This is a genomic window from Alteromonas sp. NFXS44, from assembly GCF_040148705.1.
GTDB lineage: Bacteria > Pseudomonadota > Gammaproteobacteria > Enterobacterales > Alteromonadaceae > Alteromonas.
In genome coordinates this window covers 47,771-68,505 of the sequence record NZ_JAGDEA010000009.1, presented here as the reverse complement: position 1 = coordinate 68,505, position 20,735 = coordinate 47,771, and the positions used below count along the sequence as shown (strand labels likewise).

The window sequence follows — 20,735 nt, the reverse complement described above, 5'->3', positions numbered from 1 at the left end:
GGACGGATGACTAGATTATGGTGCTATGTGGTTGCTATGATAAGTAGGACAAAAGTGAATGTAGTGTTCGGAAAATGAGTACAATTGATTTTGCCTATCTCAGGCACCTGGCAATATTTTGTGTGGTGGCAGAGCAGGGGAGTTTTGCTGCTGCAGCCAGAGTGTTGCATTCCAGCCGTTCGAGAGTCAGTGAGCAGGTTGCAGATTTGGAGGGCGCTTTAGGCAGCCGGTTGTTGCAACGCTCAACCAGAAAATTAATGCTGACAGAGGAAGGTCAGCGTGTTTTCAGCCGTGCAACTATTCTGCAGGAAGTACTTGAAGATATAGACAGCATTACGAATACCCGTGTTCCTGCAGGACGTGTCGCTATAACCATGAATCATGATATTGCCCACAAGTTTGTGCTGCCTGCACTGGATGGGTTCATCCGGCAGTTTCCTGAGGTTCAGATTGATTTTGTACTGGATGACGAGCGGGTTGATTTAATCTCAGAGAAAATTGATCTGGCTATCAGGATTGGATTACCCCGCGATGCCTCGCTGATTGCCAGGGTACTTCATGAGGAAACATTTGCGATATTTGCACAGCCTGCAATGCTGGATAGATTTGGTGAACCGGAGAGCCTCGACGCGCTGGAAGCAATGCCCTGGGTGTTGCTGGATTTACCTCACTGGCACAATAATGTGCGGTTGCAAAGTAAAGACAGCAGCAGAACAATAACACCTTCCAGATATTACAGAAGTAACTCGCCCCATTTGATCCACAAGATGGCGGCTATGGGAACGGGAGTGGCCTTACTGCTGCCATCTACGGTGAAAGAAGAAACAGAGCGGGGAGAGCTGGTTCAGATACTGCCGGGGTGGCATGGGGAACGCACGGCTTTCTCACTGGTGTATCCGTCGCGGAAAAACTTACCGCAGCGCACACGGGTGCTGATTGACTACCTTGTGTCTGCCAATATATTCAAATAAAAAAACGGCACCGGGAGCAGGTGCCGTTTTTATATTTAATTGCAGTAAAACCCTTCCGGATTATTCACCGGTGCTTTTGTGCTCAAGGGCCGCAGAGCCGATAGCGATCTGTTTAGGCTTTTTAGCTTCAGGGATAACTCTTTCCAGATCGACACTCAGCAAACCATTTTCGAGATTTGCGCTTAATACGTTTACATGATCACCAAGCTGAAATTTGCGTTCAAAATTGCGCTCTGAAATACCTTTGTGAAGGAATTTACGCGATGACTCATTGTCATCAGCAGCCTTGCTGCCTGTCACGGTCAGCGTATTTTCCTGTACTTCAATACTGATTTCGCTTTCTGCAAATCCGGCTACTGCCATTGCGATGCGATATTTATTTTCCTCGAGCAATTCAATGTTATACGGGGGAAAAGCGCTCTGATTTTCAAACCGGGTAGCATTATCAATGAATGAAGCCAGACGGTCTGAGCCGATAAATGAACGGTAAAGTGGTGATAAATCAATTGTTCTCATAGTCATATCCTTCCAATTAAGCAATATGTAAATGCAGAGCCCCGTATCCGGCGACTCAGGTTATTCCGTGCCTGCACCTGCAGGCACGAAAAATAAAATCGTTAGTTAAATGAGGTCTGTGTATGCAGACCAGAATGGCTTACCCGTTACTGACCGGTGTATTGCCGATTTCAATACGACGGGGCTTCTTCGCCTCAGGCACAACACGCTCAAGGTCAATATGTAACAAGCCGTGCTGCATATCTGCGCCGGTCACTTTTACATGATCACCAAGCTGGAATTTACGCTCAAAGCTGCGCTCTGAAATTCCTTTGTGCAGGTATTGTTTTTTGCCGGCTTCGTCATTTTCAGCAGGGACTTTTTTGCCCGTTACCGTTAATGTGTTGTTTTCGGAGACAATGTTAACTTCTTCAGTTGTAAATCCGGCAATCGCCATGGACACGCGATATTTATCGTCGCCAAGCAATTCAATATTATAAGGGGGATAAGCAGTCTGGCTCTCAGAACGTGAAGCTGCATCTACAAGTGATGCCAAACGGTCAGAACCAATGAAAGAACGGTAAAGTGGAGATAGATCGATAGTACGCATAGTCATATCCTTTTTATAAAGCAATATGTTCAAAATGTTTGCCCCGACATTGCGGCGGCGGTTCTGTCGGCCTTGCTATCAAGCGCCGACAATTACTATGTAGGTGCTAAAAAAACCTTTTCAACACCTCAAAGCAAAAAAATTTAAATTTTTTATTCAAGCGCCTGAAATGTGCGTGCAAGCCTGGGCATATAAGCGTTGTCGTTATCTAATGAATAGGCGATGTGCGACGCTTTGCCGATGATTTCATCCATAGGAATAAAGCCATGCACTCTGGAATCGGCCGAGTTATTACGGTTATCGCCCAGTACCAGCACGTGATCTTCCGGAACAGTCACCGTATTAAATGAGGACAGTGGTGAGCCATTCTTATCCAGATGGATCTGATGAAGCACTTTACCCAATAGCTCCTGCTGATCTTCATCATCGCCGGAATACAATAAGGGCTGATTGTTCAGATACAAGATGTTATTGCGCATGGCAATTCTGTCACCGGGCAAGCCCACAACACGTTTAATCAGACGATTATCTGCCGCCTTACTGTCGAACACAATAATATCTCCGCGGGCAGGGGAGCCTGTTTCAGCCAGATTGATGTCAGTGAACGGCACTTTGATTTCATAAGCCAGCTTATTCACAAATATGCGATCGCCAACCTGAATGGTAGGTTCCATTGAACCGGAAGGGATGTAATACCAGTCTGCCACACCGGCACGCACAAACAACATCAGGCCGATAAATATAAAAAAGGATTGATTGTCTTTCCAAATTCGCTTCAGCCCGGTTCGCTTGTCTTTCATAGTCGTCCTCTGATCGTTGAAGAAATTGCAGGTCTGAATGTCAGAACTGTTGTCCGGCGAAATAGTTCATCCACAGATGTAACAAGGTATGAAAACGGGAGGAATCGTTCGGGTGTCATTTTTATTGATGATAAAGCATGATATCGTACGTTTTATAATCACTTTTGGTACGGTTCAGGGATGCGTATCTCTTTTGTATTACTCTTGTTTTTGATTATCAGCCACCCTCTGCCTGCTCAAAGTACAGTTCTGCAGGTGGTGACAGAGTCATCGCCTCCTTATCACTACCTCAATAAATATGGCAGGGTAGACGGCGAGACCACGCACAAAGTACAGGCTATCCTTGAAGCCGCCGGGGTAAAGGGAGAGTTTGCGTTATATCCCTGGGCCAGAAGTATCATCATGGCAGAACGTCAGGCCGGCACACTTATCTATTCCATTGCACGGACACCGGAGCGTGAAAAACAGTTTCACTGGCTGGCTGAAGTGTCGGCTTTTCATCTTGCCGTTGTTGGCCTCAAAAGCCAGCCCGTTGCAAACGGGGAACTTAAACAGGGTTATCTCACCAACTATACATTTGCCGTGCAACGGGACGACATCAGCTATCACTGGCTACAGCAACAGGGGTTCAGGGAAGGTCAGAACATGCTGGTATGTGCAGATATTCAGTGCTCGTGGGATTATTTATTGAGGGGAATGGTCGATTTTATTATCGAAGATCCTGCCCTGATTCCTGCAACGGCGAAGAAATTAAACGTGGACGGGGAGCAGCTCAATCCGGTAATGGATATTCCCGAGCTAGCCGTGACCGGCTATCTGGCCGCCAGTAAAGACACGGATCCCGCTGTTGTGTCGCAACTCAAAGAAGCGGCACAACAGCTGGGCATGGGTATTACTTCTGGTGACGGGCGCGTAGCACCGCAATAACATCTTTCATTGACATGTCGCTGGCCTGCAGCAGCACTGTCAGGTGATAAAGCAAGTCAGCCGCTTCGTTCTTCAGCTCTTCTTTATCCTGCACCGTTGCAGCAAGTGCAGTTTCCACGCCTTCTTCACCCACTTTCTGAGCGATGCGTTTAATGCCTTTGCTGTAAAGTGAAGCGGTGTAACTGGACTCAGGGTCTGCATACTTACGCTCTGCCAAAACCCGTTCCAAATCACCCAGGAACGTATAAGCCGGCGCCTGATTATCGAACCAGCAGCTTTCTGTACCGGTGTGGCAGGTCGGGCCTTTCGGACGGGCCAGAATAAGCAGACTGTCGTTATCGCAATCGCTACCCACTTCAACCAGGTTCAGAACGTTGCCAGACTCTTCACCCTTCATCCACAAACGCTGTTTGGAGCGGCTGAAAAAGGTGACTTTTTTCGAGTCCAGTGTGACTTCCAGCGCTTCCGGGTTCATATAACCCTGCATCAGTACTTTGCCGGTTACGGCATCCTGTACGATAGCCGGAAGCAGGTTATCCATTTTATCCCACGCCAACTGCGTCAGATTGTCTTTAGTAATAATCATTAAATTGTTCCTTAAAGGCCGTGACGGATACACATGGGAATAGCCTGTGAAGCCAACGTGTCTTTCAGTTCGTGCATATCAATGATGCCCTTGTGAAACACCGACGCTGCCAGCGCGCCGTCGACGTCTGCCTGCTTGAATACGTCAGTAAAGTGTTCAATGGCGCCGGCACCACCAGAGGCGATGAGTGGTACTTTGCATACTTCACGCACAGCTTTCAGTTGTTCGATGTCATAACCTTTACGCACGCCGTCCTGATTCATACAGTTCAGTACGATTTCACCGGCACCGCGTGACTGCACTTCTTGAATCCAGTCGAGGGTGTGCCAATGGGTCTGCTGGGTTCGGCTCTCGTCACCGGTAAACTTGTATACGTCGTAACGACCGTTGGCTTCGTTGTAGAAGCTGTCGATACCTATGACTACGCACTGCTGACCATAAATGTCGTGCAGCTCGTTGATGAGGTCCGGATTAGAAAGCGCAGGGGAGTTAATGGAAATCTTGTCCGCGCCCATTTCCAGAATGCGTCCTGCGTCTTCCACCGATTTAATACCACCTGCCACGCAAAACGGAATGTCGATGACCTGGGCAATACGGCTCACCCAGCTTTTATCGACAACCCGTTGATCAGACGACGCGGTAATATCATAAAAAACCAGCTCGTCGGCACCGGCCTTGGCGTATTGTTCTGCCAGTGGCACAATGTCGCCAATGATTTCGTGGTTGCGGAACTGAACGCCTTTCACCACCTTGCCATCGCGCACGTCGAGACAGGGAATTATCCGTTTTGCCAGCATGCGATAGCCTCCTCAACGGTGAATTTACCTTCCAGCAGGGCACGGCCTAAGATCACGCCGCCTACATTGGCAGGACGCAGGGCACGGATGTCATCCAGGCCCCCGATGCCGCCGGAAGCTTGCCAGCTTACTTGCGGGAATCGGGCACATACATCGGTGTATAAATCTACGTTGCTGCCCTGCAACGTGCCGTCGCGGCTGATATCCGTGCACAACACGTGTTTCACGCCGACTTCCTGAAAATCTTTCAGCAGACCTTCCAGCGCTACGCCGGAGTCTTCCTGCCAGCCGTGAGTGGCAATCATGCGCTCACCGGCGTCGTTGATGTTCACATCCAGCGCGAGTACAATTTTCCCGGCACCGTATTTCTGCATCCAGCCTTTCACCAGTTCAGGCTGTTTTACTGCCAGTGAACCAATGACGACGCGGCTTACACCAGAATCTAACAGTTGGGCCACATCTTCTTCGCTGCGAATACCGCCGCCAGCCTGAAACTTCATGGTTTGGGTATCGACCATTTTGCGGATAAGCGTAAGCTGTCGTTTGCTTGTGTCTTTGGCACCGGTAAGGTCGACAATGTGCAGCCACTCAGCACCCTGATCGGCGTAGTCATGAACCACGTCTACCGGATCTTTCTGGTATTGGGTTTTCTGGTTGTAGTCACCCTGGAACAGACGCACCACGGCGCCGTCGATTAAATCAATTGCTGGAATAATCATTACATTTCCACAAAATTAGTCAGAAGTTGTGCGCCGGCTTCGCCGCTTCGCTCGGGGTGGAACTGCACACCGAAGAAGTTATTGCTGTGCAGGGCGGCAGAGAACGTTTGGCCGTATTCACAGGTGGCCAGGGTTTTATCGTATACCGGTACGGCAAAGCTGTGCACAAAATAGAAATAGGTGTCAGCCGGAATGCCTTTGAACAGCGTGTTGCCCTCAAGCGGCGTTACCGTGTTCCAGCCCATGTGGGGCAGGCGCAAATCACCCGCTTGCAAGCGAGCAACGTGGCCTGGCATCAGGCCTAAACAGTCAATCTGGCCACTGCTGGTTTCATCCGAGGTTTCCACCATCAGCTGCATGCCTAAACACACGCCGAGTACCGGTTGCTCCAGTGAACGAATGGTGCCGGTAAGATTTTTACCGTTTATGCTACGCATAGCTGCAAAGGCACTGCCCACGCCGGGCAGAAATACTTTATCGGCCGCTTTGATGGTGTCGAAATCATCAGATACATCCACCGTTACGCCCAGGCGCTCAAGGGCAAATTTCACCGACGAAATATTCGCACAGCCGGTGTTAACAATAACAATCTTCTGCGCCATTACAGGGCTCCTTTACTGCTCGGCAGGGCATCGCCCTGACGGGTAATCGCCTGGCGTAATGCACGACCAAACACCTTAAACAGGCTCTCTACCTGATGGTGGGCATTACCTTCGCTGGTGGACAGGTGCAGGGACAGGCCCATGCTTTGCGCCAGTGAATAGAAGAAGTGGGGTACCATTTCAGTGGCCATTTCGCCAACCTGATCGCGGCTGAACTCTGCATCCATTTTCAGGTACGGACGATTGGAAATGTCCATGATACATTCGGCACGACACTCATCCATAGGCAGTGCGAAACCAAAGCGGCCAATACCGCGTTTGTCGCCTAACGCTTTCTTCAGCGCATCGCCCAGCGCCAACGCGGTATCTTCCACGCTGTGGTGGTCGTCGATGTGCAGATCACCGTCTACCGACACCTGCATTTCAAAGCCGCCGTGGGTGGCAATCTGATCCAGCATATGGTCAAAGAAGCCCATGCCGGTGTGGATTTGTGATTTTGCCGTAGAGTCTAAATCCACCCGCACGCGGATATCGGTTTCAGACGTCTTACGCACAACTTCCGCAATGCGCGATGATGCCAGTAAGGCTTTTTCGATATCTTTCCAGTTGTTGGTTTCGGGGTTGTACCGGAACGACTTTATGCCCATGTTTTCGGCCAGCTGCACATCAGTGATGCGATCGCCAATCACGTAGGAGCGGGTGAAATCGATGCGGCCCTGTTGCAGGTAGTCTTTAACCAGCCCAAGGTTAGGCTTGCGGCAAGCACAGTTTTCGTGGTCGAAGTGTGGACAAATCAGCACATCATCAAACGTGACGCCCTGAGATTCGAAAATCGCCATCATCGCATTGTGTGGCTTGTCGAAATCTTCCTGCGGGAAGCTGTCAGTGCCTAAACCGTCTTGATTCGACACCATGACCAGTGAGAAACCGGCAGCTTTCAATTTCAGTAAAACAGGAATAACGTTTGGCTCAAATACCAGCTTTTCCAGGCTGTCTAATTGCTTATCTACGGGCGGCTCTTCAACCAGGGTACCGTCACGATCGATAAATAAAATAGCTTGCTGACTCACTTGGAAGCTCCTGTCTGGGAAAAATAATCATTAATCAGCTGTATCAGGCGGTCATCCTGCTCCGGACTGCCGATGGTCACGCGCAGGCAGTTTTCCAGGTTCAGCTGTTTGGACTGGTCGCGAATAAGCATGCCGCGCTCAACCAGGTAGGCCATCAGTGCCTTGCATCCCGCATAGCGGAACAGGACGTAGTTGGCTTTGGTGTCGCCCACCATTTCGAATTCTTCAAACGCATTGAGTGCTTCCGTGAGGCGGGCTTTCTCTGCGTTGAGAATATCGACTTGTGCATGCAGACGACCGATGTTTTCTTCGCTTAACGCCTCTGCAGCAATCTGCGCCACCGGATCCGGAATAGGATAAGGCGCAATCACTTTCATCAGCGCGGCAATCACGTCGTCATTGGCGATGGTAAATCCACAGCGTAAACCGGCCAGTGCAAAGGCTTTGGACAGGGTTCGCAGGATCACCAGATTCGGGTAATCTGCCAGCTTGTTCGCCCAGGTGTTCTCTGCGTCAAACTCGATATAGGCTTCATCTACAACCACCAGCGCTTTATCGGTGAAGTGGCGAAGTACGGTGTCTAAATCCTGTTTGACGACTTGTGTACCGGTAGGATTATTCGGCGCACAGATAAACACCACATTGACGTCGTCATTGCTGCAAATGCCTTCCACATCCAGATTGAAGTCGGCTTTCAGTGGCACTTTTTTCACGCCAATATCGCAGGTCTCTGCACTGATGGCGTACATGCCATAGGTTGGCGGACAGATCAGAATACTGTCTTTACCCGCCGTACAGAAGGTGCGGATGAGCAGCTCTATGCCTTCGTCAGCACCACGGGTCACCATCAACTGGCTTTTATCAACATTCGCATAGGCAGCATAACCATTAATCACGCCGTCGGGCTGACAGGACGGATAACGGTTGAAATGGCTGCTGTCTACATCGTAGTGGTTAGCAAACGGTGATTCGTTGGCATTCAGCCAGTCCTGACCACCGGCATAAAGGCGCCGCGCTGACTCATACGGTTTCAGCGGGATCAGGTTGTCATTAATGAGTTGGTCGACCAGGCTGCTCATTGGTCATTCCCCTTTTCAAGCTCCGCCATACGCAGGGCAACGGCCTGCTCGTGGGCATCGAGCCCTTCAGCATTGGCCAGCTTCATAATTGCCGGGCCAAGGTTACGCATGCCGTCGGCAGACAATTCCTGCACAGTAAAACGACGCATAAAATCAAGCAAGCCAAGGCTGGAATAATTTCGTGCATAGCCATAGGTTGGCAGCACGTGGTTGGTGCCTGAGGCGTAATCGCCGGCAGATTCCGGTGACCACTGGCCAACAAAAATAGAACCGGCATATTTGATGTCGGTAAGCAGGTCGCGGGCGTTGTCGGTTTGCACAATTAAGTGTTCCGGCGCGTAAGCGTTACTTACCTGAACGGCCTCGCTAATGTAGCCGGTGAGGATATAGCGGGCATTTTCCATGGCCTGAGAAGCAATGCTGTTGCGGGACAGTTTCGCCAGCTGAGCTTCTACCTGCGCTTTAGTGGCTTCAATCAGCGCTTCACTGTCTGAAACCAGAATGGCCTGGGAATCCGGTCCGTGTTCTGCCTGCGACAATAAATCCGAGGCCACAAACGCAGCGTTAGCATTGCCATCTGCCAGCACCAGCACTTCTGAAGGACCGGCAGGCATATCGATAGCGGCACCGTCGGCGCGCTGACTGACCTGCTGTTTGGCTTCTGTCACAAAGCTGTTGCCGGGGCCAAAAATCTTGTCCACTTTGGCAATACTTTCTGTTCCGAACGCCATGGCGGCAATGGCCTGAGCACCACCACACAGATAAATTTCTTCAATGCCACAGAGTGAAGCCGCAAGAGCGATTTCCGGGGCGATTTCACCGGCCTGGTTAGGCGGTGTGCACAGCACTTTGCGTTCGCATCCGGCAACCAGTGCCGGCACGCCCAGCATCATCACGGTAGACGGTAACGGCGCACTGCCGCCGGGTATATAAAGGCCGACAGCATCCAGCGCGGTAAAACGTTGCTCACATACTACGCCCGGCGTAGTTGTCAGGGTGATATCCTGAGGCTTCTGCGCTTCGTGGAATTGTTTCACGTTGTTGAACGCAACCAGCAGGGCGTCTTTAACGTCAGCAGATACCCGTGCTGCCAATTCGTCCCGCTTTGCAACAGAAAGGGGCAGGCTGTTCAGTGAAGCACAGTCGAACTTCCGGGTGTATTCCAGCACCGCTGCATCGCCCTGTTGGCGTATCGCAGCGAGTATGTCTGCAACGGTCACCCGCAGACTGTCTGAGTTTTTCATAACCGGCCGGGCGAGGGCTTCCGTCTGCCCGGCAGGTGTAAGTGAGGACCAGTTGATCATGGCACATTAACCCATCATTTTTTCAATTGGCATAACCAGAATAGAACGACAACCTAAGGATTTAAGCTTTTCCATGGTTTCCCAGAATAAGTCTTCAGGGCTGACCACGTGTACCGCTACCGCATCGTCAGAACCGGCAAGAGGCAGTACCGTAGGGTTCTCAGCGCCTGGTAGTAAACTCTTTACTTGTTCCAGGTAAGCTTTCGGTGCGTGCAGCATAATGTATTTACTTTCTTTGGCCTGAATTACGCCATCGATACGCGGAACCAGACGATTCACCAGCGCTTGTTTCTGTTCTGAAAGCGCACCGTCAGCACGTTGGATCAGTACCGCTTTTGAACGGAAAATAACGTCTTCTTCCACAAGACCGTTAGCCTCCAGTGTGGCACCGGTTGAAACCAGGTCACAAATCGCATCGGCCACACCGGCGCGGGGAGCAACTTCTACTGAGCCGGTCAGCATCACAGCGCGGGCATTGATATTATTTTCTTTGAAATAACGCTCAAGCAGGTAAGGATAAGTCGTTGCTACCTTTTTACCTTCCAGGGACTGAATGCCTTCGTATTTCATTTCCTGCGGTACCGCGATAGACAAACGGCAACCACCGTAATCCAGACGACGCAGTACTTCAAAATCAGACGCTTTGCCGGCCGCCTGACGTTCCAGCATTTTCTCTTCTAATTCGTTTTCGCCGATAAAACCCAGGTCGACAATGCCGTCCATGACCAGTCCCGGAATATCGTCGTCACGTACGCGCAGTAAATCGATAGGCTCATTAGTGGAATGGGCGATGAGAAGGCGGTCACGGATGTATAATTTAATACCAATCGCTTTTAGCAGCGCGATGCTGTCATCGCTGAGACGGCCTGATTTCTGAACTGCAATACGCAGACGTTTGCTGTCACCCATGTGAACATTCCTCTTTGTGTGAACCTGATTTGAAGCTGCTTAAACGAAAAACCCCCGGAAGTTTCCTTCCGGGGGTCGAGAATTTTTTATCTGCGCCACTGGAAGGAACAATAGACCTTCCAGCACGAACCTGAAAGGTTATGCCTTATGATGGTGGTGATGGTTAGCAGCGCAATTAAACATGTAAAATTCGTTTCCAATCTTTTTGACGCGGCAAACAGTAGCTAATTGAGTTATCTAAATCAACCCCAAAAGGCCATAATAAGGGAATTATTATACTAAATGTTTGGTCATAAGTTATATCTTACTGTTTGAAACGGGATAAAACCTGCGACAGTGAAATAAATGTCATCAAAAATGCGAATAATGGCGTGTTTTTATTTACGTGGAGGCGAGGGTGAGCAACGACCTTATTTTTCCTATTCTGCCGAGAGAGGGCAAGGTGCCGGTTAAACCGGATGACCGCGTAAAGAAAGTCAGTAAGGAAGCGGAAACCAAAGGCCTGGGTGAAGATGAGCGTTATGAGCACGACGAGGAGCGTCGTGTGGCTGAAAAACAACAACGTGACAGCGGGCATCATCAGGATGATAAAGGAGGTCAACAAGCTGAAAATGCTAAAGAAAGTCAGCCGGTCAGTTCCGGACACGAGGCAGACAGCAGTCAGGAGCTCTCTCCAGACAATAAAGACAGTAAAATAAAGCATTTAGATATCTATATCTGATCCAATTTTGTCTGGTGTTCCGGTAAATATCCGCTAGTATGAAAATTAACCTGTAGGGCTTGCGCCGGTGATACAGGAGAACTAACAATAAATACTACGGACAGATATTATGAAGAAATCACTGCTGCTGATTGCGATGGCAATTACGCATACCTGCCTGAATGCTGCGTCTTTAAACGTTGACGATCTGGCTATCCCGCACACCCGGTATCAACTGGACAATGGCCTGACGTTACTGGTCCACGAAGATCACAAAGCGCCCATTGTCGCGGTCTCTGTTTGGTATAACGTGGGGTCTAAAGATGAGAAACCCGGTAAAACCGGCTTCGCTCACCTGTTTGAACACCTTATGTTTAACGGCTCTGAAAACTACGACGGCGAATACTTCAAGCCCTTTGACCAGGTAGGCGCCACCGATATGAACGGTACCACCTGGTTTGACCGCACCAACTACTTCCAGAATGTCCCGTCTACCGCCGTTGACCTTGCGTTGTGGATGGAATCTGATCGCATGGGGCATCTGCTCGGCGCCATCACACAGGAAAAGCTGGATAACCAGCGTGGCGTGGTACAGAACGAAAAACGTCAGGGCGACAACACGCCGTACCGTAAAGCTGAATACAGTTTGCTGGAGGGGATTTTTCCTGAAGGACACCCGTATCGCTGGAGTACCATCGGCTCCATGGAAGATTTGAATGCGGCCAGTTTGGATGACGTAAAAGCCTGGTTTGAGCAATACTATGGTGCTGCCAATACTGTTATTGTCCTCGCCGGCGATATCACGCCCGAAGTGGCAAAGCAGAAAGTGGAGCATTATTTTGGTGATATTCCTCCCGGACCACCTTTAAAACGTCTGAAATCCTATGTGCCGGTTAAAGACTCCAACAGCTATGAGGAATTGTTCGACAAGGTGGCGGCTGAACGCATCTACCGGGTCTGGCCGGTAGCCGGAAGGGTAGATGATGATACTGAAGCAATGAATTTGCTGGCCAAAGTGATGGGAGAAGGCAAAACCTCACGCCTGTATCAGCGCCTGGTGGAAAAAGAAAAGCTGGCAACCGGTATTGATGCGTATTTAGAAGAGCATACGCTGGCAAGTATCTTTACCCTCGAAGTGACGCTCGGTGCAAATGCTGATGAAGATAAAGTGTCTGCGATCATTGATGAAGAAATTGCCGCTCTGCTTGCCAAACCGGTAAGTAAGCAGGAACTGGAAGGGGCGCGGATGCGCACGCTTTCCCGCACTATACGCGGGATGGAGAAGATTGGTGGCTTTGGTGGAAAGGCTAACGTTCTGGCCGAAGGCGAGTTATATGCCGGCGATTCAGACCATTATATGAAAAGCCTGAAACGCTATTCAGAGGCCACACCAAAGCAGCTCAATACTGTCGCTAAAAAATGGCTCGATCTTCCTTATCATCAGTTGATTGTCCGCCCGTTTCCGAACTATGCAGCAAGTACAGAAGGGGCCGACCGCTCTGCATTACCGGAAGTGACAGAAATGCCCGTGCTGTCGTTCCCTGAGGCAGAGGAATTTACCCTGGATAACGGGTTGCCGGTCTATTTTGTTAAGCGTGATGCCGTGCCTGATGTATCTCTGCGTATCGTGTTCGACAGTGGTTATGCCGCCGACGCGTATGGCTATCCATTGGGTTCATCATCAATGACCATGCGCATGCTGGAAGAGGGCTCCGGTAAAATTGATGGTGAAGCTTACAAAACGAAAATGGACATGCTGGGCGCTGCCAGCTATTTTGGCGGCTCGCTGGACAGTTCTTATGCACATTTACAATCCCTTACCGCGAATTTAAAACCTGCATTGTCACTGTTCAGCAGCGTGGTGAAAAATCCGGCCATGCGGGATGGCGATCTGGAAAAACTGAAGCCGATCTGGCTGTCGGATATTGCTCAGGAAAAATCTCAGCCGGTACAGCTGGCGTTCCGGGAATTGCCGCCCTTGCTGTATGGAAAAGATCATCCATACGGTATGCCGCTGACAGGTTCCGGTACCAATGAGTCGGTCAGTGAAATTTCCACCAAAATACTCAAGGACTTTCATAGCACCTGGATACGCCCGGACAATGCGAAAATCATTGTAGTGGGTGACATCGAAAAATCAGCACTCCAGTCCATGTTGAATGACAGTCTGGGTGACTGGACTGTGAGTGGCAAAGCCGGAGAAAAGCGCATTGCTGATGTGCCGCAGGTGAAGGGCCGTACGTTCTACCTCGCCGACCGGCCTGATTCTCCCCAGTCGCTTATACTGGCCGGTAAACTTATCCCGCCTGTATCAGATAAAAACACACTGGCTATCGAAACGGCTAATGCCATAGTAGGCGGTAAATTCACCGCCCGCCTGAATATGAATTTGCGGGAAGATAAAGGCTGGGCTTACGGTGCACGCAGCCTTGCGATGACAACATTGGGGCAGCGTCCGTGGTTTGTGTACGCGCCGGTACAGAGTGACAAAACCGTCGAATCGGTTAACGAAATAGACCGCGAGATGAAAGAATACAATGGTGATAATCCGGCAACAGAAACGGAGCTGACCGAAACCGTTACGACTGAAATTCGTAAGTTACCGGGTTTATTTGAAACAAACGGTAGTGTGCTGTCAGAAATTGAGTCCAGTCTGAAAGAGGGTAAGCCGCTCAACTATCCTATGTTATTACAGCAGGAGTATGACAAGCTCACCCTGGAAGACGTCAAGGCGCAGTCCGGTTTGTTCACTACTGATAATGTCATTTATCTGATTGTGGGTGACGCTGCACTTTACAAGGACGAACTGGAGACAATAGGTAAAGTGGTGATGCTGGAAATAGAGTAAGCTCCCGTCCGGCAACAAACCGGTGGTGCCCCGGAAGCGCTCTGAAATTAAGCGCTATGAAATTAAACGCTCGGAACGTAAACGCTCTGAATTAAAAACGAAAGGCCCGCTCTGTAAAGAGCGGGCCTTTTTGTTATTCACAATAGCGGGTAGCGCCACGTATTAGTTAGTTAAACCAGTGCCGCGTTCTGTTTGCAAAACCTACCAACGACAGCATCACCGGCACTTCAACCAGCACGCCGACTACAGTAGCCAGTGCGGCTCCCGAGTGGAGACCAAACAAAGAAATTGCCACGGCAACAGCCAGTTCAAAGAAGTTTGACGTGCCAATCATGCATGCCGGGGCGGCAACATTGTGGGGCAATCCCATGCGCTTAGCCAGCCAGTAAGCCAGAAAGAAAATACCGTAGGTCTGGATAAGCAACGGGATGGCAATTAATACAATGGCCTGCGGATCTGCAATGATAGTTTCAGACTGAAAGCCGAATAGCAGTACGACGGTAGCCAGCAACCCGATAATTGACCAGGGCTTCATGGTGGCAAGAAATTGTGTCAGGCGCTGATGGTTGTCCTTACTGTCCAGTACTTTTCGTGTAATCACACCGGCCACAAGAGGGATCACAACGTACAGCACGACAGATAACAGCAACGTGTTCCAGGGAACAGTAATATCGGTAACGCCCAGCAGAAATGCCGCTAACGGCGCAAAGGCGAAAATCATGATGATATCGTTCACGGACACCTGCACGAGGGTATAGTTGGCATCACCCTTTGTGAGCTGACTCCATACAAACACCATGGCGGTGCAGGGAGCCACACCCAGTAAGATCATACCGGCTATGTATTCGCCCGCTGTTTGCGGGTCGACCCAGTCTGCAAAGATGCCTTTAAAGAACAGCCAGCCCAGAAAAGCCATAGAAAAAGGCTTAAGCAACCAGTTGATGATAAGGGTAAGAACCAGGCCTTTGGGTTTCTTTCCTACATCTTTAACCGAGGTGAAATCTACCTGCACCATCATCGGGTAAATCATCAGCCAGATGAGTACGGCGATAACCAGATTAACATGTGCATATTCAAGCCCTGCTACAGTAGCAAACAGATCCGGAAACAAACTGCCTGCAAGCAAGCCTGTAACAATGGCAAGTGCAACCCAGACAGAGAGGAAACGTTCAAATAATCCCATTATTCAATATCCTGAATCGATTTTTGATTAACGCGTTTGCTCAGTGCCTCTGCACTTTCCACCCGCTCAGAATAGCGATCGACAAAAAAGTCTTTATTGCCACGAAGCAGCAGGGTGAATTTCATTAACTCTTCCATCACATCCACGATGCGGTTGTAGAACGGGGAAGGTTTCATACGGCCGTCTTCTTCAAATTCGAGGAAGGCTTTGGGTACCGACGACTGATTAGGTATGGTAACCATACGCATCCAGCGACCCAGAATTCGCATCTGATTGACCGTATTAAATGACTGCGAACCACCGCAGACCTGCATCAGCGCCAGCGTTTTACCCTGAGTAGGGCGGACGCCGCCGATACTTAACGGCACCCAGTCTATCTGACTTTTGAAAATGCTGGTCATGGCACCGTGACGCTCCGGCGAGCACCACACCTGACCTTCTGACCACATCATTAATTCACGAAGTTCTTTCACTTTCGGATGATGTTCATCTCCGGTGTCGGCTTGCGGTAAACCTTCCGGATTAAAAATACGTGTTTCCGCCCCCATGGCGGTAAGCAAACGGGCGGCTTCTTCTACAGCAAGGCGACTGAACGAACGATCACGCAGGGAACCGTATAGAAGTAATATTCGCGGCTTATGTTCAGACAAGCCCGGCAAACAGGCATCAAAAACCGGTGTTTGCCAGTGTGAAGTATCGATATTGGGCAAATCAGAAGCAGGGGATGCCCCGGACTCTTTTGACATCAGTGTTGCACTCCTGAATCCGTGAGAGCCTTGCGCAGAGCTTCAGTATCGCCTGCTTTTTCAGCAATGGTTAGCAACTGTTTTGCTCTTTCTTCAATGATGCGGATGCAGCTTAAAAACGCTGTGCGGATCTCTTCAGTGGTACCACTTTCCTTCGATGGATCTGACAGGCCCCAGTGAACTTTTACACTGTTACCGAACCAGACCGGGCAGGTCTCACCCGCTGCTGAGTCACATACCGTAATGACAACATCGGCGCTAAAGTCTTCGAATTCGTCCCATGACTGGCTTTGCAAGCCTGATGTACTGTAGCCGGATTCCTCCAGATATTTCACAGACAGCGGGTGTACTTCACCCACCGGCTGGCTGCCGGCGCTGCGAGCTTCAATGATGCCGCGGCCAATCTGGTTGGTGATGGCTTCGCTAAGGATACTCCGGCACCGGTTGTGGGTGCAGATAAACAGAATTTTCATAAGTGTGTTCCGGTTAAAAATTTAATTACAACAATCGTTGCCGTTAAGCTGGCATTGCTTAAAAGTCGCCAACAACGCTTCGAGGTCTTCGCTGTTACTTTCGCTGGCGCTGGCAATCACAGATTTTGCCCATGCCGGCAGTTCGGGATGAAGGCGGTAGTACACCCATTTGCCTCGGCGTTCATCCAGCAAAATGTTGCATTTGCGTAGTGATGCCAGGTGACGGGATGTCTTGGGCTGATCCAATTTCAGTGTTTCCATCAGCTCGCACACACAGGCTTCACCAAACGTGTTGATAAGCACAACGGATTTGAGCCGGGTGTCGTCGGCCAGACATTTAAACAGTTGCAGTGCATTCATAAACTGATATATGTGAAATAATACATATGTGAAATTTCACATATTTTGAAGTGAGAGTCAATGACAGTGTTGTGAAGATTTAACCGGGGAAAGAAAGAGAGGAAGGGCAAGGGCGCGAAAAGACGTTACCGCTGAATCTGCCCGTGTTGCACTTTCAACGCCGGCCACTCAGCCAGCCACGATTTATTTTCTACCCGTAAATCAAAGGTTGCCTGCGCTGCCAGCGGGTTGCGGGTGATGGTATTGTTGTAGTTGTGACTTAATCCATAAGCACTGAATATTTCGATATTTTCGTTTTGAAGTCTGGCTGCTACAGTGGTTTCAATTTCAACCCAGTGTGAAACCGCATCCGGGGTATTGCTGAATGGCGGGCGTCCATGTTTGTCATGCATGCGTGCCTGATTACGGACTTCCCAGTTCAGTGCCGGCATAATGCTATTCAACCGGCCCGTGTGCACGGTTTCGGCTTCGGCTGAAACGTTGTCACTTTCGAAGTACACCACATCCACGTCATTAAGGGGAGTGGGGATGCTGCGGCGGTGAGTGTGATCCCAGATGAGGTTTCTGATGAATCCGGCGCCAATCCAGCAGTCCGGTAACGATAAGGCCGCTACGGCTTGCAGAGCTGCATACCGTAACGGATCATCCTTTAATAGCTGCACGGTTAAATCGCGCAGCGCTGTTTCATTTAGTTGAGTTGTTTGTCTGGCCAGAATTTGGTGCCTTTTACCGAGGCCTGCAGAGCAAGACCGGATTCCGTCATTGTGTAAACGGTAATATCACCTAAATAACCTTCACCTTCAACCGACATGCCTTTTTGACCAGCCTTTGCAGTGGCATCTGCGTTACCCCCTGCGGTCCAGCCGTTTTCAATAAAGTAGTTAATGGCTTTTTGAGAATGAAACACCAGCACAATGCGGTAATCTTTTGCTCCGATCCCCAGTCCCACACCGCCCTCGGCCATATTCATGTATGTCTGGTGGCCGGTTGTGTTGTTGTTAACCACACCATAACCTGTGCCGGCTGAAACAAAGATAATATTCACATTCGCATTGCTGAAAACGGCATAGCCGGGCGCTGTTTCTATTTGCGCTTTTACATCGGGTTTTTCTTTGTAGAGTTTCGCCAGCGCCACATCCTGCATGGTTAGTATGGCGTCCCGTTTTTCAGCAACTGTGCCACTGCCCATGGAAGCGCAGCCTGATACCAGCATCAGTACACCGGCAGCGAACACAATACGTTTGGTTTTTATCATTCTAATCAGATTTATCATGCTATTACTCCTGTAAGAACCTGTCTGAATGCAGACAAGGCAATAAGCAACTTCAGATCTGACAGAACAAAGCAATTAGCGTGCTTAGTTTTACAAAGTCTTTTTATTCAATGTGTTATGTTTGATTCGGGAAGAGTGTTGCGGGGAAGAAAAGGGAGCGATGGCGCAATTTACAGACACTCGTCCGCAAATTGCGCCAAACTTGATCATCAGAAGCGGTAACGTCTCAGTTGCTCCCGCATTTGTTCAATCTGCTCAACCAGTGCTTCACAGTTATCAGATACCTCGCGGGCATGTTGCTCATTTTCACTACCAACCTGCTGAATGCTATTCAGTCGTTTGGATACATCCTGCGATACTGCGGCCTGCTGTGTGGCCATTGATGCGGTTTCCTGATTCAGGGAAGTAATGGTTGCGACGGCGGACAGGGCTTTTTGTAACGTCTCTCCGGCTTTTTGTGTCACTTCCACGGTAGCAAATGCATTGTCTTTATTCGACTGCATGCGCTCAGACGCATCGCGGCTGCCTTGTTGCAGGCGTTCAATCATGACGCGGATTTCTTCTGTAGAGCTCTGGGTACGGCTTGCCAGTGAGCGAACTTCATCTGCGACCACCGCAAAGCCCCGGCCCTGTTCACCGGCACGAGCGGCCTCAATGGCAGCATTCAGAGCCAGCAAATTGGTTTGTTCGGCAATATTGCGGATAACATCCATGACACCACTGATTTCCTCACTGGAGCGGGCCAGATCGGTAATTACCTGTACAGAGGCATCCACTTCCCGGGCCTGCTTCTCTATGTCTTTGATAGTCGCTTTCAGCACATTAACGCTGTTACGGGTGTCAGCGTCGGCCGCATTTGCAGCATCGCTGGCATGATGAATATTTACTGAGACGGCTTCTGCGCTTTGTTGCAGCTCAGTGATGGCACTGGTAATCGCACTGGTTTCGTCAGATAAGGATTTCACGGTTTTCTGTGCGTTGGAGGCTGTTCTGTTCAGCACCTGTGATTTGGACTGCATAGCCTGAGTGGCACTGTCGACGTTTTGTAACGTGGACTGTAATTGTGCCAGTAATTTATTGAAGGCCTGTGCCATCCGGCCAAATTCATCATTCTTTTTGTTTTCAAAGCGGAAAGTCAGATCGCCTTCACCGCCGGACAAACTGGTGACAACCTGATTAAACTCATCCAGAGGCTGACCCACATAACGTTTCACCAGGATAACCAGACTGATAAGAATAATGCCACTCGCCACCAGTACTTTGATAAGCAAAACGAAAAGCGCTGTGCTGAGCATGGACGTTTTCTCACTGTTCGATTCCGCCAGCAAGATGTCGTAGCCCCAGCGGCTGAATGGCACAACGGTAAGATTCCATTTGTCGTCTCCGGAGAGGGCGGCTTTGACGTCACTTTCGTTCACGTGAGAAGAATGCATACGTACATTGCCTTTTGCATCACGCAGGGCAACGAACCCTTTTTCCAGTATATGACTGCGGGCGATGGCTTCTTCCAGCAGTTTTAAATCAGCGGAGTACCCCACATACCAGATGCCGACAACCTGACTGGCGCTATCGAACATGGGTTCATAACCGGTCAGATAAGGATTGCCAAGAATATCAACTTCACCGTAATAGGCTTCACCATTTTTGATTTTCGCCATGGCTTTGCCCTGAGGGGCGAGTTTTGTGCCTGTTGCGCGCTGGCCGTCTTTAATCACATTTGTGCTGACACGGATGTAGTCATCACCCCGGCGACTGAATAATGTTGCCGTGCCGCCCATAATGCTGGTCAGTCCGTCAACCAGAGTAAAATCATTTGCCTGTGGTTTTCCGCCCAGTAAAAGCTGCGTGGAAAGCGTTTCTTTCACCATCACATCACCAGCCTGTGAGGGTGTTCCTAATGCTGCGCCCCGCTGCTTTAATAACGCCATACTGCTTTTTACCCGTTCACTCATCAGTGAATCGGTGACTGCAAAAATATCCAGCAAACGCTTAGATGTCTGATCTATTTGTGTCTGGATCTGATGGTCAATATCAGACTTGATGGAAACGGAAGTTACTATGCCTACAATGACAGTAAATACCGCTATCACAATGGAAATGGCGATGAGAAATCTTCGCTTTATGGACATGCAAACTCCGTTAAAACAGTCAGACGCTTAAACTTTCCGGACAGCACCGGCAGCAGAGGCGACCTGAATACAGGTCGCTCTGGTTAACTGGTATATTTGGTTGATTTAAGCGTAGTTTAAAATTTCAGAACAGTGATGATTATTTTGTCTGAAA

General features: G+C 49.7%; 22 protein-coding genes and 1 other annotated feature. Of the genes, 4 read left to right on the top strand and 18 right to left on the bottom strand.

Annotated elements, in window-relative coordinates:
- Positions 1-74 precede the first annotated feature (74 nt).
- Entirely contained in the window at positions 75-971 is an 897-nt protein-coding gene (locus J3369_RS13600; RefSeq protein WP_349587809.1) for a LysR family transcriptional regulator, read from the top strand.
- Between the two features lie 60 nt (positions 972-1,031).
- On the opposite strand, the gene J3369_RS13595 is transcribed toward J3369_RS13600, so the two are convergent.
- The 3 genes from J3369_RS13595 to lepB all read right to left on the bottom strand — a co-directional run bounded on the left by J3369_RS13595 (position 1,032) and on the right by lepB (position 2,876).
- The gene (locus J3369_RS13595) at positions 1,032-1,487 is read right to left on the bottom strand and encodes an Hsp20 family protein (RefSeq protein ID WP_303575448.1); all 456 of its coding nucleotides are present in this window, start codon (positions 1,485-1,487) and stop codon (positions 1,032-1,034) included.
- Positions 1,488-1,626: 139 nt separating this feature from the next.
- Positions 1,627-2,076 carry an Hsp20 family protein gene (locus tag J3369_RS13590; protein ID WP_349587806.1) on the bottom strand — a complete coding sequence of 150 codons (450 nt, stop codon included), beginning with the start codon at positions 2,074-2,076 and terminating at the stop codon, positions 1,627-1,629.
- Between the two features lie 152 nt (positions 2,077-2,228).
- Positions 2,229-2,876: a signal peptidase I gene (gene lepB / locus J3369_RS13585; protein ID WP_349587803.1), complete on the bottom strand. Its 648-nt coding sequence runs from the start codon at positions 2,874-2,876 to the stop codon at positions 2,229-2,231.
- 180 nt (positions 2,877-3,056) lie between these two features.
- Between lepB and J3369_RS13580 the strand changes: the two genes are divergently transcribed.
- Entirely contained in the window at positions 3,057-3,803 is a 747-nt protein-coding gene (locus J3369_RS13580) for a substrate-binding periplasmic protein (protein WP_349587801.1), read from the top strand.
- On the opposite strand, the gene hisIE is transcribed toward J3369_RS13580, so the two are convergent.
- From hisIE to hisG, 8 genes are read right to left on the bottom strand one after another with little or no spacing between them, the layout of a single operon-like run.
- Entirely contained in the window at positions 3,769-4,389 is a 621-nt protein-coding gene (hisIE, locus tag J3369_RS13575; RefSeq protein ID WP_303575440.1) for a bifunctional phosphoribosyl-AMP cyclohydrolase/phosphoribosyl-ATP diphosphatase HisIE, read from the bottom strand. The genes J3369_RS13580 and hisIE overlap by 35 nt on opposite strands.
- 11 nt (positions 4,390-4,400) lie before the next feature.
- A complete protein-coding gene (gene hisF, locus J3369_RS13570; RefSeq protein ID WP_349587797.1) occupies positions 4,401-5,186 on the bottom strand; it encodes an imidazole glycerol phosphate synthase subunit HisF in 786 nt (261 codons plus the stop codon).
- Positions 5,168-5,905 (bottom strand): 1-(5-phosphoribosyl)-5-[(5-phosphoribosylamino)methylideneamino]imidazole-4-carboxamide isomerase, encoded by a 738-nt coding sequence (gene hisA, locus J3369_RS13565; RefSeq protein WP_349587795.1) that lies wholly within the window; start codon positions 5,903-5,905, stop codon positions 5,168-5,170. The genes hisF and hisA overlap by 19 nt, the downstream gene beginning before the upstream one ends.
- The gene (gene hisH / locus J3369_RS13560) at positions 5,905-6,507 is read right to left on the bottom strand and encodes an imidazole glycerol phosphate synthase subunit HisH (RefSeq protein WP_349587793.1); all 603 of its coding nucleotides are present in this window, start codon (positions 6,505-6,507) and stop codon (positions 5,905-5,907) included. Before hisH ends, hisA begins: the two co-directional genes overlap by 1 nt.
- A complete protein-coding gene (hisB, locus tag J3369_RS13555) occupies positions 6,507-7,577 on the bottom strand; it encodes a bifunctional histidinol-phosphatase/imidazoleglycerol-phosphate dehydratase HisB (RefSeq protein ID WP_349587790.1) in 1,071 nt (356 codons plus the stop codon). The genes hisH and hisB overlap by 1 nt, the downstream gene beginning before the upstream one ends.
- The gene (gene hisC / locus J3369_RS13550; protein WP_349587787.1) at positions 7,574-8,656 is read right to left on the bottom strand and encodes a histidinol-phosphate transaminase; all 1,083 of its coding nucleotides are present in this window, start codon (positions 8,654-8,656) and stop codon (positions 7,574-7,576) included. Before hisC ends, hisB begins: the two co-directional genes overlap by 4 nt.
- A complete protein-coding gene (hisD, locus tag J3369_RS13545) occupies positions 8,653-9,960 on the bottom strand; it encodes a histidinol dehydrogenase (protein WP_349587785.1) in 1,308 nt (435 codons plus the stop codon). Before hisD ends, hisC begins: the two co-directional genes overlap by 4 nt.
- 6 nt (positions 9,961-9,966) lie before the next feature.
- Positions 9,967-10,869, bottom strand: a complete 903-nt coding sequence (gene hisG, locus J3369_RS13540; protein ID WP_119501875.1) for an ATP phosphoribosyltransferase — start codon at positions 10,867-10,869, stop codon at positions 9,967-9,969.
- Between the two features lie 46 nt (positions 10,870-10,915).
- Positions 10,916-11,032 (bottom strand) — a sequence feature (His leader region).
- A gap of 234 nt (positions 11,033-11,266) precedes the next feature.
- Here hisG and J3369_RS13535 point away from each other — a divergent pair.
- Together J3369_RS13535 and J3369_RS13530 are read left to right on the top strand one after the other, a co-directional pair.
- Entirely contained in the window at positions 11,267-11,590 is a 324-nt protein-coding gene (locus J3369_RS13535; protein ID WP_349587781.1) for a hypothetical protein, read from the top strand.
- A 109-nt stretch (positions 11,591-11,699) separates the two neighbouring features.
- Positions 11,700-14,417 carry a M16 family metallopeptidase gene (locus J3369_RS13530; RefSeq protein ID WP_349587778.1) on the top strand — a complete coding sequence of 906 codons (2,718 nt, stop codon included), beginning with the start codon at positions 11,700-11,702 and terminating at the stop codon, positions 14,415-14,417.
- A 166-nt stretch (positions 14,418-14,583) separates the two neighbouring features.
- Here the strand turns inward: J3369_RS13530 and arsB are convergent, their stop codons facing one another.
- From arsB to J3369_RS13495, 7 genes are all read right to left on the bottom strand, one after another.
- Positions 14,584-15,600: an ACR3 family arsenite efflux transporter gene (gene arsB, locus J3369_RS13525; protein WP_349587776.1), complete on the bottom strand. Its 1,017-nt coding sequence runs from the start codon at positions 15,598-15,600 to the stop codon at positions 14,584-14,586.
- On the bottom strand, positions 15,600-16,346 hold the full coding sequence (gene arsH / locus J3369_RS13520; RefSeq protein WP_349587773.1) for an arsenical resistance protein ArsH: 747 nt from the start codon (positions 16,344-16,346) through the stop codon (positions 15,600-15,602). The genes arsB and arsH overlap by 1 nt, the downstream gene beginning before the upstream one ends.
- Positions 16,346-16,819: an arsenate reductase ArsC gene (locus tag J3369_RS13515; protein WP_349587770.1), complete on the bottom strand. Its 474-nt coding sequence runs from the start codon at positions 16,817-16,819 to the stop codon at positions 16,346-16,348. The genes arsH and J3369_RS13515 overlap by 1 nt, the downstream gene beginning before the upstream one ends.
- 21 nt (positions 16,820-16,840) lie before the next feature.
- A complete protein-coding gene (locus J3369_RS13510) occupies positions 16,841-17,179 on the bottom strand; it encodes a metalloregulator ArsR/SmtB family transcription factor (RefSeq protein ID WP_303575419.1) in 339 nt (112 codons plus the stop codon).
- 125 nt (positions 17,180-17,304) lie between these two features.
- Positions 17,305-17,841: a nucleotidyltransferase family protein gene (locus J3369_RS13505; RefSeq protein WP_349587767.1), complete on the bottom strand. Its 537-nt coding sequence runs from the start codon at positions 17,839-17,841 to the stop codon at positions 17,305-17,307.
- 26 nt (positions 17,842-17,867) lie between these two features.
- A complete protein-coding gene (locus J3369_RS13500; protein WP_303575479.1) occupies positions 17,868-18,434 on the bottom strand; it encodes a lipid-binding SYLF domain-containing protein in 567 nt (188 codons plus the stop codon).
- Positions 18,435-18,661: 227 nt separating this feature from the next.
- Complete coding sequence (locus J3369_RS13495) at positions 18,662-20,581, bottom strand: methyl-accepting chemotaxis protein (protein WP_349587765.1); 1,920 nt, start codon at positions 20,579-20,581, stop codon at positions 18,662-18,664.
- Positions 20,582-20,735: the final 154 nt, after the last annotated feature.

Coding starts and splice junctions, on each gene's coding strand:
- J3369_RS13515 (WP_349587770.1), bottom strand. CDS start 16,819: ATGAAAATTCTGTTTATCTGCACCCACAACCGGTGCCGGAGTATCCTT.
- hisG (WP_119501875.1), bottom strand. CDS start 10,869: ATGGGTGACAGCAAACGTCTGCGTATTGCAGTTCAGAAATCAGGCCGT.
- J3369_RS13600 (WP_349587809.1), top strand. CDS start 75: ATGAGTACAATTGATTTTGCCTATCTCAGGCACCTGGCAATATTTTGT.
- hisD (WP_349587785.1), bottom strand. CDS start 9,960: ATGATCAACTGGTCCTCACTTACACCTGCCGGGCAGACGGAAGCCCTC.
- hisF (WP_349587797.1), bottom strand. CDS start 5,186: ATGCTGGCAAAACGGATAATTCCCTGTCTCGACGTGCGCGATGGCAAG.
- J3369_RS13595 (WP_303575448.1), bottom strand. CDS start 1,487: ATGAGAACAATTGATTTATCACCACTTTACCGTTCATTTATCGGCTCA.
- hisA (WP_349587795.1), bottom strand. CDS start 5,905: ATGATTATTCCAGCAATTGATTTAATCGACGGCGCCGTGGTGCGTCTG.
- J3369_RS13495 (WP_349587765.1), bottom strand. CDS start 20,581: ATGTCCATAAAGCGAAGATTTCTCATCGCCATTTCCATTGTGATAGCG.
- J3369_RS13500 (WP_303575479.1), bottom strand. CDS start 18,434: ATGATAAAAACCAAACGTATTGTGTTCGCTGCCGGTGTACTGATGCTG.
- arsB (WP_349587776.1), bottom strand. CDS start 15,600: ATGGGATTATTTGAACGTTTCCTCTCTGTCTGGGTTGCACTTGCCATT.
- J3369_RS13530 (WP_349587778.1), top strand. CDS start 11,700: ATGAAGAAATCACTGCTGCTGATTGCGATGGCAATTACGCATACCTGC.
- J3369_RS13510 (WP_303575419.1), bottom strand. CDS start 17,179: ATGAATGCACTGCAACTGTTTAAATGTCTGGCCGACGACACCCGGCTC.
- hisH (WP_349587793.1), bottom strand. CDS start 6,507: ATGGCGCAGAAGATTGTTATTGTTAACACCGGCTGTGCGAATATTTCG.
- lepB (WP_349587803.1), bottom strand. CDS start 2,876: ATGAAAGACAAGCGAACCGGGCTGAAGCGAATTTGGAAAGACAATCAA.
- arsH (WP_349587773.1), bottom strand. CDS start 16,346: ATGTCAAAAGAGTCCGGGGCATCCCCTGCTTCTGATTTGCCCAATATC.
- hisC (WP_349587787.1), bottom strand. CDS start 8,656: ATGAGCAGCCTGGTCGACCAACTCATTAATGACAACCTGATCCCGCTG.
- hisIE (WP_303575440.1), bottom strand. CDS start 4,389: ATGATTATTACTAAAGACAATCTGACGCAGTTGGCGTGGGATAAAATG.
- J3369_RS13580 (WP_349587801.1), top strand. CDS start 3,057: ATGCGTATCTCTTTTGTATTACTCTTGTTTTTGATTATCAGCCACCCT.
- J3369_RS13590 (WP_349587806.1), bottom strand. CDS start 2,076: ATGCGTACTATCGATCTATCTCCACTTTACCGTTCTTTCATTGGTTCT.